The organism is Pectobacterium odoriferum (assembly GCF_009931295.1).
GTDB lineage: Bacteria > Pseudomonadota > Gammaproteobacteria > Enterobacterales > Enterobacteriaceae > Pectobacterium > Pectobacterium odoriferum.
The window spans coordinates 80,568-93,853 of the sequence record NZ_CP034938.1; the positions used below are offsets into that span (position 1 = coordinate 80,568).

8 protein-coding genes and 1 pseudogene are annotated in these 13,286 nt (G+C 54.4%); 5 read left to right on the top strand and 4 right to left on the bottom strand.

Annotated elements, in window-relative coordinates; translation table 11 throughout:
- Window positions 1-2 precede the first annotated feature (2 nt).
- The 4 genes from bcsB to bcsR form a co-directional block, all read right to left on the bottom strand.
- Entirely contained in the window at window positions 3-2,306 is a 2,304-nt protein-coding gene (bcsB, locus tag EO763_RS00340) for a cellulose biosynthesis cyclic di-GMP-binding regulatory protein BcsB (RefSeq protein ID WP_161527736.1), read from the bottom strand.
- Between the two features lie 74 nt (window positions 2,307-2,380).
- Window positions 2,381-5,080: a UDP-forming cellulose synthase catalytic subunit gene (gene bcsA, locus EO763_RS00345; protein WP_161527737.1), complete on the bottom strand. Its 2,700-nt coding sequence runs from the start codon at window positions 5,078-5,080 to the stop codon at window positions 2,381-2,383.
- Window positions 5,077-5,814: a cellulose biosynthesis protein BcsQ gene (bcsQ, locus tag EO763_RS00350; RefSeq protein ID WP_161527738.1), complete on the bottom strand. Its 738-nt coding sequence runs from the start codon at window positions 5,812-5,814 to the stop codon at window positions 5,077-5,079. Before bcsQ ends, bcsA begins: the two co-directional genes overlap by 4 nt.
- A 2-nt stretch (window positions 5,815-5,816) precedes the next feature.
- Window positions 5,817-6,026 (bottom strand): cellulose biosynthesis protein BcsR, encoded by a 210-nt coding sequence (bcsR, locus tag EO763_RS00355; protein ID WP_161527739.1) that lies wholly within the window; start codon window positions 6,024-6,026, stop codon window positions 5,817-5,819.
- Window positions 6,027-6,349: 323 nt separating this feature from the next.
- Here bcsR and bcsE point away from each other — a divergent pair.
- The 5 genes and pseudogenes from bcsE (at window position 6,350) to EO763_RS00380 (ending at window position 12,949) form a co-directional block, all read left to right on the top strand.
- A pseudogene (gene bcsE, locus EO763_RS00360) lies at window positions 6,350-7,940 on the top strand (cellulose biosynthesis protein BcsE).
- Window positions 7,937-8,155 (top strand): cellulose biosynthesis protein BcsF, encoded by a 219-nt coding sequence (bcsF, locus tag EO763_RS00365; RefSeq protein ID WP_161527740.1) that lies wholly within the window; start codon window positions 7,937-7,939, stop codon window positions 8,153-8,155. The pseudogene bcsE and the gene bcsF overlap by 4 nt, the downstream one beginning before the upstream one ends.
- 1 nt (window position 8,156) lies before the next feature.
- Window positions 8,157-9,818, top strand: a complete 1,662-nt coding sequence (gene bcsG, locus EO763_RS00370; RefSeq protein ID WP_161527741.1) for a cellulose biosynthesis protein BcsG — start codon at window positions 8,157-8,159, stop codon at window positions 9,816-9,818.
- A gap of 368 nt (window positions 9,819-10,186) precedes the next feature.
- Complete coding sequence (locus EO763_RS00375; protein WP_161527742.1) at window positions 10,187-11,338, top strand: diguanylate cyclase domain-containing protein; 1,152 nt, start codon at window positions 10,187-10,189, stop codon at window positions 11,336-11,338.
- A gap of 318 nt (window positions 11,339-11,656) precedes the next feature.
- Window positions 11,657-12,949, top strand: a complete 1,293-nt coding sequence (locus EO763_RS00380; protein WP_039491980.1) for a dicarboxylate/amino acid:cation symporter — start codon at window positions 11,657-11,659, stop codon at window positions 12,947-12,949.
- Window positions 12,950-13,286: the final 337 nt, after the last annotated feature.

The following is a 13,286-nucleotide window of genomic DNA, read 5'->3' on the forward strand; positions in this document are numbered from 1 at the left end:
CGTTAGTCCCTTTCATCCGGTGACAGGCGACGGCGACTGAAGAATTTCAGGCCACGCCACAGCAACCAGGCAACAATAATGACGGTGATGGTGGACATGATAGCCAGCCAGACAGGATGCTGCGCCAAGGCGTGCCAGATACGTTCCCACCACGGCAGGTGGCCGACGTAGTAAACGTCACCGACGCGCAGATTATTGATGCCCGATTCACGGATGACGGAAACGGAACCAAACAGCGAGGCTCTTTTTTCGCTGTCGATCAGCGCGTTGTTGAGCAGCGTATAGCCCTGCGGGCTATCGGCCAGTAGTGCGACGACGCTACGCTGATCGTGATATGGGGACTGGAAGCCGATAATCGCCGACATCGCACCGTCACTGCTGACGGTGGTTTTGCTGTCTGGCGTTGCGTCAGATTCAGGTGAGCCCATGTCGAGGACAGCGGTCTGGCGTATCGGCTGCTTAATCCAGCTTTGCGTTTGCTCGACCAGCAGGTTGATTTTGCTGCTGTCGTGCAGTTCAGGCGGGATAGCGCCGATCATCAAAATATCGCTGTCCTGTTTGTCTATCTCTGTCCAGTCATCGCTGAGCCGCACCGCCAGCGCCGGGTAACCCGTCTGTGCTCCAATGTTGCCGATGGCATTCAGCAGCGCGCTGACCTGAGCCGGTTGTGGCTGTTTGTTCACCAGCACCAGCGTTTGTGACAGGTCAGCCAGTCGGCTGAACGGGTAGCCAGCATTGGCAAAGGCGCGCAGATCCGGCATTGCCATAAAGTGGCGATAGCCAGAGAAATTAATGGTCGAATTGCTGTCGATGACGGCGTGATTGACGACTGGCGTATAGGTTTCACAGCGGTCGGCCGTGCCGCTGGAAAGCAGCGTGGTGTAGTTGAAATCAAAGCGCAACTGGTTGGTGGTACCTAGTTTCAGCGCCGGAATTGACAGGTTCTTGTCGGAATCCCATAGCCCCTGCGTGAGCGGCAGGCGCATCAACAGGGAATTCTGGTCCTGTTCCGGCGCCAGCGAGAAGGCCTGTACGAACTGGTTGTTCAGATTGATGCTCAGGCGCGATCCGTCCTGAATCTGCGGCGCGGTGTAGCGATATTTCAGACGCATATCGATGCCCTGACTGCGGATCAGGAACAGGTCAGGCGGCAGGTTCATGGTCAGTGAAATTGGCCGGGGAACAATGCCGTCGGTTTGCAACTGTTCGTTATATTGTTGCAGTTCGGCGAAGGTCATGGGGCGATCGGTGCGTACCCAGTTTGGTGCATCATACGGCTGGCGTGGGGCGAGCTGTTCGACCTTATCGATAGTGACGCTTTGCCCACGGAACAGCGCGTTCCCCTGTGCGATGCCCCGCACGGCGGTAAGCAGTTCATTATCATCGCGCCCCTGCACCAGCAGTAGTTTCACATGAGGATCGTTGGGGTGGCTGATGATAGACACCGTTGGCCCATTCACAGAGGGGGAATCGCGCAGGAAATCCGGCCGTTTATCGTTGGTGGCAAATACAATACCGTGACTATTCGGCAGTTGGTTGAAGAGGGCAGGGAAAGACTGCCCGCGCCATTGTGCTTTGCTGCCAAACCAGGAGGCGAGCATTGCGGCGGCACGCTGCTGCACCAGATCCGGCTGGCCGGCAAAGACGATGGGCAGCGTTAGCGGGCGGGTATCGCGGCTGTCAAAAAACGGTGCAGGGAACGGCGACAGATCGTCCTTCAGTGTCAGCTTCTGGAATTGCAGGTTGAGCGCGCTGGCTTTGCTGACATCCAGCCACAGGCTGGTGCTGGCTGGGTTTTCGCAGATGTTCTGATAATGGCCGACGAACACCAATTGCAGGCGGTTAAAGTCCGTGATGTAGCGCGGATCGATAGGAATACGCACGCGGTTGGATTTCCCCACCTGCTCTTTGCTAATCGTGGTGACGCCCATGAGCTCATTGTTCAGGTAAACCTTGATATGCGACTCGGTGGGGATCAGCGCGGGTGACGGGGTAAATTCGAGGTCGAGCGAAGCCTGCGTCACCACTTCATCGCTACGAACACTGAATTCAATCTGCCCGTCGGGATCGACACCGCGCAACGCAAAGGTGCCCGGAGCCGGCGCGATTTGCGCAAACGGCATCACCACGTTACGCACGGCGGCGTTGACCGGCGGTGGTGTCATCGGAATTCTGGACGTTACAGAAGCGGGCGGCTGGAGACCATTCTCCACACCCGGTGCCTGTACTTGTGGCGCGGTGACAGCCTGAGATAATGAGCTGACGCCTAAAGCCAATGCGGTGAACCAAATTATTTTTTTCGTCATCGTGTCATCATCAATGTTAAGGGTCTTTCTCGTTATCAGGAAAAAGACCGTTGATCACGGCCTGTGAATGGCAATCAAGCCACTGTCTTTGCTGTAAACAGGTTCTCTTGTGCAAATCGCGTTTCATGGGCAGACGGCGTCTTGCCCTGATGTACGGCTTTTTCAGGCAGCGCAGCGTCTGGCTGGTCTGTTGCGGGGTGTTTCCCCACATAGCGCGGGATGAATGACACAACCCACACCACGGTGTTGAGGAAGGCGAGGATAATGTTGCGTATGACGGGCGGCGCGTAATCCGCCAGACGCAGGTAGCCGCGAAAACCGAGAGCCAGCACATCAACCAGACTTTCGACGGGTTTATCCTGCGGGAAGCTGTCTTGCCAGAGCGCCCAGGTGTCGGCGCGGGCAAACGTACACTGAATGAAATCAATATGCTGGCGAATGGTCAGGTTGGCCATGCGCAGACCAATTTTGTTGTCGAACGCGCGGGTGACGCTGAAAGGGAAGGCGTATTCCTGCTGACCACGTTTTAGCAACAGCGAGACGTTGTCCCCGACCTGAAGAATGCCTGATTCGCGGGCTTCAACGCCCACACCGCCATCGGAATAGTCGCGCAGCACGCAGGGGAAAAGATGCCCATCGGCACGGAGAATAGCGGCGGACATCGACATTTCCACCCGGTGTGCCTGGCGCACCTGCTTAGCTTCTACAGCAACCGCGACGGCTCCGCCTAAAATGGTCATGTTGTACATGACCCAGAGCAGGCTGATGAGCACTGTCATGATCTCTTCCGGCGGCCCGTAAATCAGTCTCCAGCCGGCATACACTACCCCGGCAATATTCAGCAGCACCAGCACCAGATAAGGCCGCGTAATCACCCAGTCGACATGCTGTTCTTCCACCAGCCCACCTTTCGCTGTCACGTTGAATTTCCCTTTATGCGGGTTAAACAAGGCCACGGTGGTGGGGCGGGCGATGTACCACGCCAGCACAGTTTCATAAATCTCACTCCAGAAAGAGTGGCGGTAGCGACCCTGAATGCGTGAGTTGGTCAGGCTGGCGTGCACCATATGCGGCAACACGTAGAGCGCGATCGCCAGCGCTGGGGCGAAAATGATGTAGGCGTGCAGTAGCAGAAAGGCCAGCGGCGCGGTCAGGAAGATCAGTCGAGGAATACCAGACAGAAAGTGCATCATGGCATTGGCATAACACAGCCGCTGCCCGAGCTTCAGCCCTTTGCCGAATAGCGGGTTATCCAACCGGAAGATTTGCACCATCCCGCGCGCCCAGCGAATACGTTGCCCGATGTGGGCCGACAGGCTCTCGGTCGCCAATCCAGCGGCCTGCGGAATGCGGATATATGCCGAGCTGTAGCCACGGCGATGCAGGCGCAGCGACGTGTGGGCATCCTCCGTTACCGTTTCGACCGCGATGCCGCCAATCTCATCCAGCGGTTTACGCCGCAGGATGGCGCAGGAACCGCAGAAGAACGTGGCATCCCACATGTCGTTGCCGTCCTGAACCAGACCGTAGAACAGCGTGCCTTCATTGGGCGTGCGGCGGAAGCGTCCCAGATTGCGTTCGAACGGGTCGGGCGAGAAGAAATGGTGCGGCGTTTGCAGCATCGCCAGCTTTTTGTCTTTGAAGAACCAGCCCATGGTCAATTGCAGGAAGGAGCGGGTAGGGACGTGGTCGCAGTCAAAAATGGCGACAAACTCGCCTTCCGCCTGTTTCAGGGCGTTGTTGATGTTCCCAGCTTTGGCATGTTCGTGCGTGACGCGGGCGATGTAATGGACGCCGACTTCTTCAGCGAAGGCTTTAAATTCGGCGCGCCCGCCGTCATCCAGAATATAGATGTTGAGCTTATCTTTAGGCCAGTCGATGCCCAACGCGGCATACACCGTCGGTTTCACGACGCTCAGCGGTTCATTGTAGGTCGGGATCATGAGATCGACGGTTGGCCACGTTTTACTGTCTTCCGGCAGCGAAACCGGGTGACGGTTAAGCGGCCAGATCGTCTGGAAATAACCCAGAACCAACACGACCCAGGCATAGGTTTCCGCCGCCAGCAGCAGCAGGCCGCAGATCAGGCTCAGCGGATCGTCCCAGTTCAGCGTTTCGGTGTAGCGCCACCACAGATAACGGCAGGAGACGGTGAAAGAAAGGGCGATCATCATGAGCGTTGGCATGCGTCCTGGCATGTTGCGAACGAGCATGGCGATCCCCCACAGCAGCGCCATAAAAATAAACTGAGACAGCAAATCAAACGGCTGTGTGATGCACAGGAGCGCTAGCGCTGCGCACAGCAGACTCAGTATCACTGTCACCAGCCTTTGTACGTGGCTCGTCTTGGCAGGACGGGACTCATGGTCTTCGCGATCGTCAGTATTTGCGTGGCTAAAGCGGGTAAACAGCCCTTGTAGCGCGTTCATGTAGCGTTGCCGCCAGCGCGGTAGCGCGGAGAAATAATTGCGGCGTGATGTCGGTAACTGGCCGTTTTTGATGGTCAGCAGCCAAATGCCCTGCGTCAGATAGCGAAGAATATCGGCCGGACGCGGGCGTTGAGGTGAAATGTGTGGGAACCAGTAGGTTCGCTGCACGCGAATCTGTTGCCAGCCCTCAGACTCCAGCCGCAGGAAGATCCAGCCGAGTATCGCAAACAGCGTGGCGAGAAATGCCGCAAAGGCGGAGGCACCCTGCTGGCGATAGCCGCAGTAGCGCTGCTGTATCGCCTGTCTGGCGGGCGGAACGAGAAAGAGGCGCAGAATCCCGCTCATACGCCACTTTCCTTAACGTGAATCAGGCACCAGTTTGCCAGCGTCATGATCTCTTCTGCTGCCACGCTGTCCGGGCGGCATTCGCCCAACGGCTGTTTCAGCATCAGCGATTCTGCCAAGGCTTCGTCACGGTGTACCACCAGCGGCAGCAGGTGTGACAGCGTGTGCAGCCAGAGTTGGTGTAAATCCTGCTGGAGCGTGCTGAGAGTAGAAAATTGATTAACCAGAAAATGGCACTGACGTGGCAACGCCTGCTGGTGTAAGCGTGAATGGCAGTTGGCATCCGCCACCACCACCTGAAAAACGGTATTCGCGGTGGCTAACGCCTGTCGCGTGAGCGGGCTATTGTCTGCCGGTACATCGATCAGTATCCAGCGATGTCGACCCGCAGCACTGAGCTGTGCCAGATTGTTTTGCCAGAGTGCGGGGTGCTGGTGGTAATGCTGTTGGAGCGTCGCGACTTCCTGCGCGTTCAGGCGACCAAATGGCAGAAAATCCAGTCCGGGGAGATACTGCATGGCACCGGTCTGCCACGGCGCGCCGTCGGCTTCGGCCCGCGCCCAGCCGCGGCGTTGTTCAAACGGCATATTAAAGTTAATGCGCAGCAAATTGTCCGGCGAAAAATCAATCACCAGCGCGGATTCGCCCAGGCGTTGGAAGGCCCATCCCAGTGCAGCGGCGATCGAAGTGGTGCCTACGCCTCCGCGAATTCCCTGCAATGCAATTACGGGCATCGTCAGTCGCTCCCAGCCGGTTCTTTTAATTCATCCAGTAGCGGCCAGCGAGCCATCATTTGTCTGAGACGCGCCTGACGAGCGATATCGACATAGTTTATTTCAGGTAAAGAAAACGCCTGACTGAGAACTCGTAGATCGTCATCGGTTCTTGCATCCTCGGTAAAATTGGCGCGAGTGCTGGTATCTATACGAGCCGTTTCGTTATTCATCCCATGCCTCTGAAATAGGCTATCCATTATCATTGAGAAAGAAGAGCATCTGAATGGCAGATGAGGTGCTTCTTTTTGCACCCATAACAGGCAGTCTGGCAGATGAAAGGTTACGCCTCTGCTGCCTTTAATCAGGAGTCAGGTGTGCCAATTAACTATAGCAATGAATTTATGATTGCAATGTGAATAGCCAAAAATAGTAATGAGCTGATTTATCAAAGGATAGGAATAATTCATGGCGGACAGTTGTGATCCCGCAAGGGGCTGCTAGAGTTTATTTTGACTGGTGGATTGCCGCCATTAACGAAAAAGAAAATCAGTCTATGAAGCAGAACTTTTCATTAGGTATTCGTCACCTTTGGGATGAGCTGGCTACGCTCCAGCAGGCTGGCTTTTATTGGGTTAATGTTGACCGACAGGTTGATGCCGCATTATTTTGCCAACAAGTCATGCACAGCCAAAATAACGATGCGAGAGTGGCGTTAATCGGCTGTGGAGAACGATCTGATGCGCTGCTGACGGCGTTATTTACTGCCGAAAAAAAATCCTGCCGCTTGCTATTCACTTCCAGAAAATAAAGCCGCGTTGCTGAATTTAACCGATGATGTAATGCGCGCACTGCGCCCCAAAAACCGTCTATTGGTGCTTTATGCTCCTGCCAGCCTGTGGCGGGATATCTCGCCAGAAAGGCTCCAGCGTTGGGTGGATGATACGGCGGCATGGCTGCATCAACGCCAGTGTACGCTGGTCGTTATCAGCCACAGCAGCGGCGTAACCCGTTTGAGGAATATGCTGATTTCTCAACATCGCGGGCTCTACGGTTTGGCTAGCCTGCAATGGCAACAGGATCGCGCACAGTATCTGGTGTCATGGTGGGCAACGGAAAGAGGCGTACGGGCGAATAAGGTGCAGATGCTGCAATCCGACAGTGACGGGTGGCACATGCTGAAGGAAGAGGAGCTAACCCTCACGCCGTCTCTGGATGATGATGGGCTGTTCCTGATGGAAAAGAGCGTGATGGAAGGCGCACCTGCGCTGTCAGAAAACTGGCAGCTACTGGACGACAACGCCATTTTGGTACAAACCGGCATGCTGACGAACTCGGCTACCCTCGTTTTTGCGCTCAATCAAACCAGCCAGGTCGATACGCTCGTCAAACAGGTTCATAGCCTGCGGCGGCAGCGCGGTGAATTACTGAAGATTGTGGTGCGAGAAATGAAGCCTTGTCTGCGCGCCAGCGACGAGCGCCTGTTATTGGCATGTGGCGCGAATAGTATTGTCTCGCATTCAGAACCGCTATCCCGTTTCCTGACGCGAGTTGAAAGCGTGCAGGGACAGCGCTTTACCAAGCATGTTCCTGTCGATGTCGAGGTCTTGCTGACCACCATGCGGCCGCTACAGATTAAGGGCTATCAGCCTCCTGAGACCTTTCGGCAGTCTGTGCAGATGTTGATTGATAGCACGCTGATGCCAGAAGGCAGCAAGGGTGTGCTGGTCGCATTGCGCCCCGTGCCGGGCGTACGGGCGGCGCAGGCGTTGACGCTGTGTACACTGCGACGCTTTGGTGATGTCGTCACGATCGCGCAGGGTCGTCTTTTTTTGTTCCTGTCCAATTGCCGTCTGAATGAACTGGATATCGCGCTGAAATCTATTTTCCGTCTGCCGGTGGATGAAGTGTTCAGCAATCGGATTGTCTGGTCACAAGACTTACAGATTCTGGCAGAAGTGAAGTCGCTGGTGCAGGACGATACGCTGGAGCAGGAGCGGCAGATTAACGATTATGTCCACTTGCAGCAGGCCGAATCGGCACCGCGTAGCCAGACGCCGCGGCGTGAGCCTGTTGCTATTAATTTACTGGAGCCTGATCTATTGGGTTCCAATTTACGGGCCCGCGCACCGGGAGAACCGTCATGAACCTGATTGATATCGTTCAACTGGTGTTGTTGAGCTCGGTCATCTTTTTTACGCTTGGCTACCTGGCGCACCGTGTGATTCCCCACTGGCTTCAGTATTGGAAAAATAGGCTATTGTCGCCGCGCTACCTGAAGCCTGCGAGTGTCTGGATGCGTAGTTCTTCTTCAACAAAGACGGTCTCAACCCAGCCGACTTCAGCAGAGACTAAAAAATAAAATGGACGACAAATCACGTAAGCAGCAACCGCATACGCCACAACAGCAGAATACATGGCGCTACTGGCGTGGGCTCGGTGCCTGGAATGTGTATTTCTTGCTGAAATTTGCCCTGTTATGGTTTGGCTACCTGAATTTTCATCCGCTGCTTAATCTGGTGTTTTTGGCGTTTTTGCTGTTCCCGATTCCCAACGTTACGCTGCACCGCTGGCGTCATATTATCGCCATCCCGCTCGGTATCGGGCTGTTTTACCACGATACCTGGCTGCCGGGCATCAACAGTATTCTCAGTCAGGGGTCACAGGTTGCGGGCTTTAGCGCCGCCTATTTGCTGGAGCTGTTCAATCGCTTTATTAACTGGCAAATGGTTGGGGCGGCGGCGGTCATTATCGTGGCCTATCTGTTCTTCGCGCAGTGGATTCGTATTACGGTGTTTACCGTAGCGGCGCTGGCGTGGTTAAACATCGTCAATCTGGCGGGCCCGGCGGTATCGCTGATGCCAGCGATATCAACGGCATCAACATCGTCAGCGGCGTCGTCCCCAACGGGCGGAGACGCTGCGTTACCCGAGGCCACCTTACCGCCAACGAACGCGAACCTGACGGCTTATCTGGACCAGTTTTATACACGAGAAAAAGCACGAACCACGGCATTCCCGGCTACATTGCCGCAGGATGCGCAGCCTTTTGACCTGCTGATTATTAATATCTGTTCGCTGTCATGGTCGGATCTGGAAGTGGCGCAGTTGGAAAACCATCCGCTGTGGAAGAAGTTCGATATCCTGTTCCGTGAGTTTAACTCTGCCACTGCGTATAGCGGGCCTGCATCCATTCGCCTGCTGCGCGCAAGCTGCGGCCAGCAGTCCCACACCGATTTGTATCAGCCAGTGAACCAGCAGTGTTACCTGTTCAGTAATCTGGTGAAGCTGGGCTTTGAAGAGCAACTGATGCTCGACCATTCCGGCGTCTTTGGGAATTACCTGCGTGAGGTGCGTGAAGAGGGTGATATTCAGATCCCGATGCTGTCGCAGGAGGGCATCAGTCACCAGATTACGTCGTTCGACGGCGAGCCAATTTATAACGATCTGGAGCTGTTAAATCGCTGGTTGGGCGAACGGGGTAAAGCGACGACGACGCGTAACGCGACCTTCTTTAACCTGATTCCACTCCATGACGGTAACCGCTTTGTGGGTACGAACCAGTCGGCAGACTATGCACCACGCGCGAAAACGCTGTTTGACCAACTGGATACGTTTTTTGACGAGTTGCAAAAATCCGGCCGCAAAGTCATGGTGATTGTGGTGCCGGAGCACGGCGCGGCGCTGGCTGGGGATAAAATGCAAATGTCCGGGCTGCGCGATATTCCTAGCCCGAGCATCACGCATATTCCGGTCGGTGTGAAACTGTTTGGCCTACAGGCGCCGCATCAGGGCGACGCGCTGGAGATTACGTCTCCGAGCAGCTATCTGGCGATTTCAGAACTGGTGGCGCGCATGGTCGACGGCAAGGTGTTCACCGCGCCTTCTGTTGACTGGCAAACGCTGACGAACGCACTGCCGCAAACGGAAGCGATCTCGGAAAATGAGAACGCGATCGTGATGCAATATCAGGGAAAACCTTATATTCGCCTGAACGGCGGAGACTGGGTGCCTTACCCGCAATAACGTCATCCCATCACGTTATCGGGCAGGCGAGAATCCTGCCCGATTCCCTTGTCTGTTCCCCGAATGACCGCGCTAGCTTATGCAGGGGATATCCCCTATTCTGAGGCCGCGTTACCGCTGTTGCCAAAGGTAGCCTAGGATTAAGATGAAATCCCCCGAACATCAGCAGAAAACAGCGTTAAGGCGGCGATAAGCTGCCTTATACTATTTGCCGCGTGTAAATCGCGTTGCTGGGTGTAACGCGTGCGCATTTTTCGCGTTGTATAGTGCTCACCTGTTTGTGGTTTGGTGGGCCAGGTATTCAGGTCTGCATAACAGGTTGACGGAGAAAGCGCTTGCGGCTCAGACGTTCATTAACGATTAAACAGATGACAGCCGTGTCAGCCGTGGCACTGGTGACGATCAGCCTGTTTATCGTCATACAGCTCTTTCACTTCGTTCATCAGCGCCGTGAAGATTATGCCAAGCAACTGGAGAGCATCGCGTATTCTGTGCGCCAACCGCTGACAGATGCGGTGTTACAAGGGGAAGTGCGGCGGGCGGGCAATATTCTGGATAGCCTATTACCGGTTGCTTTTCTGAGCCGGGCAGATGTGCTACTGCCGGATGATTTCCAGACGCTGCACGCGAATTTCCCGAAAGAGCGTCCGGTGCCAGACTGGATCGCACGGGTCTTTAAGCTGCCGATCCGTATCTCTATTCCGCTTTATTCACCGCCACAGACGCAGTATTCGGCTCCGCTGGCGCATCTGGTGTTGCAGGCGGATTCCTACCGGATGTATCAATTTATCGTCAGCACCTTTTCAACCATGCTGGCGACGTATCTGCTGCTGGCGTTGATTATGTCGATCGCCATTACCTGGTGCATTAACCGCCTGCTGATACACCCGCTGCGTGGGATTATTGTCGAGTTACAGAATCTACCGCCGGACGACATGCTCCACCGTCAACTTACGCTGCCGCCCTGGCATCAGGATGATGAGCTGGGCGCGCTGGTGCGCAGCTATAACCGCAATCAACAACTGCTGGCGCAGTCGCTTTCCGCCGGAACGGAAGGGGCGGGGCTGCCAGACAACGCACACTTCATGCGACGCCTTGAACAGCGTCTGGCCGACGCAACACCGTTCAGTCTGCTGGTTTTCGGACTTGATTCTTCCGCCAGCAAACAGGGCAAGGTAGACACGCTAGCGAAGCAGCTCAGCGCGGCGATTGAAGAACAAAATGAGGCAGCGCTCATCTATCTGGCGCGTCTCGATTGTGATGAGTTCGCTATCATTGGGAAGACGCTGGAATCCGCGGGACAGGCGCAAGATTGGGTGCAAAACGTGATACTGGCGATTAATTCACCGTTTTTACCTGCGGGCTCGCAGCCTGTGCGGGCTGCCAGCGTGGGTATCCTCACCGTTACCGATCCTCGACCCGAGGACGCGGCGCTGCTTTTATCACAGGCACGCTTTGCTATGCAGCTGGCGCGGCGTGATAAAAAATGCGGTATTCATCATTTCACCATGCCTTCCTGAGTATTTACAGGTAACGCAAATGTTATTTTTCGTAGATCGGTTTCCTGAATGCTGCTTCCCCGTATGGCGGGGCTTTGAGGGCTTTTAAAGGGAGTTTGTCTGCTGTAAAAATGTGCATCTGTTACAAGTAAATTGCACTGATGTTTCTTTATCATTCCTGCTGACGTGATTCAGCTCTTGTTTTTAACCTATCGTTCACAAACTAAACTTATAAAACATTCTCAGCTTGTTATTGCAATGTTACTTTCCGGCGCAATCACAGGCGGCATTTTCGTACCCTATTCCCCTCCTGTGTTTTCCCCACCATAGGACGTATGTATGAAAACATCAATTTTTAAAAGTCTTTATTTTCAAGTTCTTGCCGCCATTACAATAGGGATACTGTTGGGGCATTTCTACCCCCAGCTTGGTGAGCAAATGAAGCCGCTGGGCGATGGGTTTGTTAAATTAATTAAAATGATTATTGCGCCGGTTATCTTCTGTACGGTAGTCACCGGTATCGCAGGCATGGAAAGTATGAAGTCGGTCGGTCGTACTGGTGCAGTCGCCCTGCTGTATTTTGAAGTCGTGAGTACGATTGCGCTGATTATCGGCCTGGTCGTGGTCAACGTGGTGCAACCTGGCGTGGGCATGAACATCGATCCAAGCACGCTTGATGCGTCTGCGGTGGCGGTTTATACCCAACAGGCTTCGCAGCAGGGTCTGATTCCGTTCCTGATGGACGTGATTCCAGCGAGTGTGGTTGGGGCGTTTGCCAGCGGTAATATCTTGCAGGTTCTGCTGTTTGCTGTGATGTTCGGCTTTGCGCTGCACCGCTTAGGGCCAAAAGGCAAAGTGATTTTTGACGTAATCGACAGCTTCTCGAAAGTCATTTTCGGCGTCATTAACATGATCATGAAACTGGCTCCGCTGGGTGCGTTCGGTGCAATGGCCTTCACCATCGGTAAATATGGTGTCGGTACGCTGATACAACTGGGACAGCTGATCGCTTGCTTCTACATCACCTGTGTGCTGTTCGTGTTCCTGGTGCTGGGCAGTATTGCCAGAGCGACGGGCTTCAGCATCTTCAAATTCATCCGCTACATCCGTGAAGAACTGCTGATCGTACTGGGTACATCCTCTTCTGAATCCGTGCTGCCACGTATGCTGGAGAAGATGGAGAAGGTCGGTTGTAAAAAATCGGTCGTGGGTCTGGTGATTCCTACCGGCTACTCGTTCAACCTGGATGGCACCTCCATCTATCTGACAATGGCCGCGGTATTTATCGCTCAGGCGACCAACAGCCACATGGATATCTGGCATCAGATTACCTTGCTAGTGGTGCTGCTGCTGTCCTCTAAAGGTGCAGCGGGCGTGACGGGAAGTGGATTCATCGTGCTGGCGGCAACGCTGTCTGCCGTGGGCCACCTGCCCGTTGCTGGTCTGGCGTTGATTCTGGGTATTGACCGCTTCATGTCAGAAGCCCGTGCGCTGACTAACCTGATTGGTAACGGTGTGGCGACCATCGTGGTAGCGAAATACTGCCGCGAGCTGGATGAGAAGAAACTGGATGCTGAGCTGTCTGGCACCAACAAGAACGATAACGCAGCTACACCAACTGCGCAGTCATAATTCCAGGATGCCGTTATAGTACCAGCATAGTGTTCTATACTAATTCCCCACGGCGCTAGCGCCCCGTGGGGAATTTTTTTGCCTGCCGATACGTCGAACCAAACTGTTTCCCTTCCTTTTCTTGCCCGCCATGAAACGTAAAAATATTGTTAAATATGACTATTTTTACCTTTTTTGCAGATTATTTCGTCTTCTGGAGTGACATAGACAAAAGCGCGCGGTCTAAGGGAATGGTACACTTCGCGTCTTTAATTTTTTCCGTGATATATCCACGAGAGTGTGCGGTGGCAGACGCAAGGCCACCATAATGATCAACAATAACCACATTATTATGTTG

Bases quoted from the DNA above. Each gene is read 5' to 3' on its own strand.
- bcsB (WP_161527736.1), bottom strand. From the start codon at position 2,306: ATGACGAAAAAAATAATTTGGTTCACCGCATTGGCTTTAGGCGTCAGC.
- bcsA (WP_161527737.1), bottom strand. From the start codon at position 5,080: ATGAGCGGGATTCTGCGCCTCTTTCTCGTTCCGCCCGCCAGACAGGCG.
- bcsQ (WP_161527738.1), bottom strand. From the start codon at position 5,814: ATGCCCGTAATTGCATTGCAGGGAATTCGCGGAGGCGTAGGCACCACT.
- bcsR (WP_161527739.1), bottom strand. From the start codon at position 6,026: ATGAATAACGAAACGGCTCGTATAGATACCAGCACTCGCGCCAATTTT.
- bcsF (WP_161527740.1), top strand. From the start codon at position 7,937: ATGAACCTGATTGATATCGTTCAACTGGTGTTGTTGAGCTCGGTCATC.
- bcsG (WP_161527741.1), top strand. From the start codon at position 8,157: ATGGACGACAAATCACGTAAGCAGCAACCGCATACGCCACAACAGCAG.
- EO763_RS00375 (WP_161527742.1), top strand. From the start codon at position 10,187: ATGACAGCCGTGTCAGCCGTGGCACTGGTGACGATCAGCCTGTTTATC.
- EO763_RS00380 (WP_039491980.1), top strand. From the start codon at position 11,657: ATGAAAACATCAATTTTTAAAAGTCTTTATTTTCAAGTTCTTGCCGCC.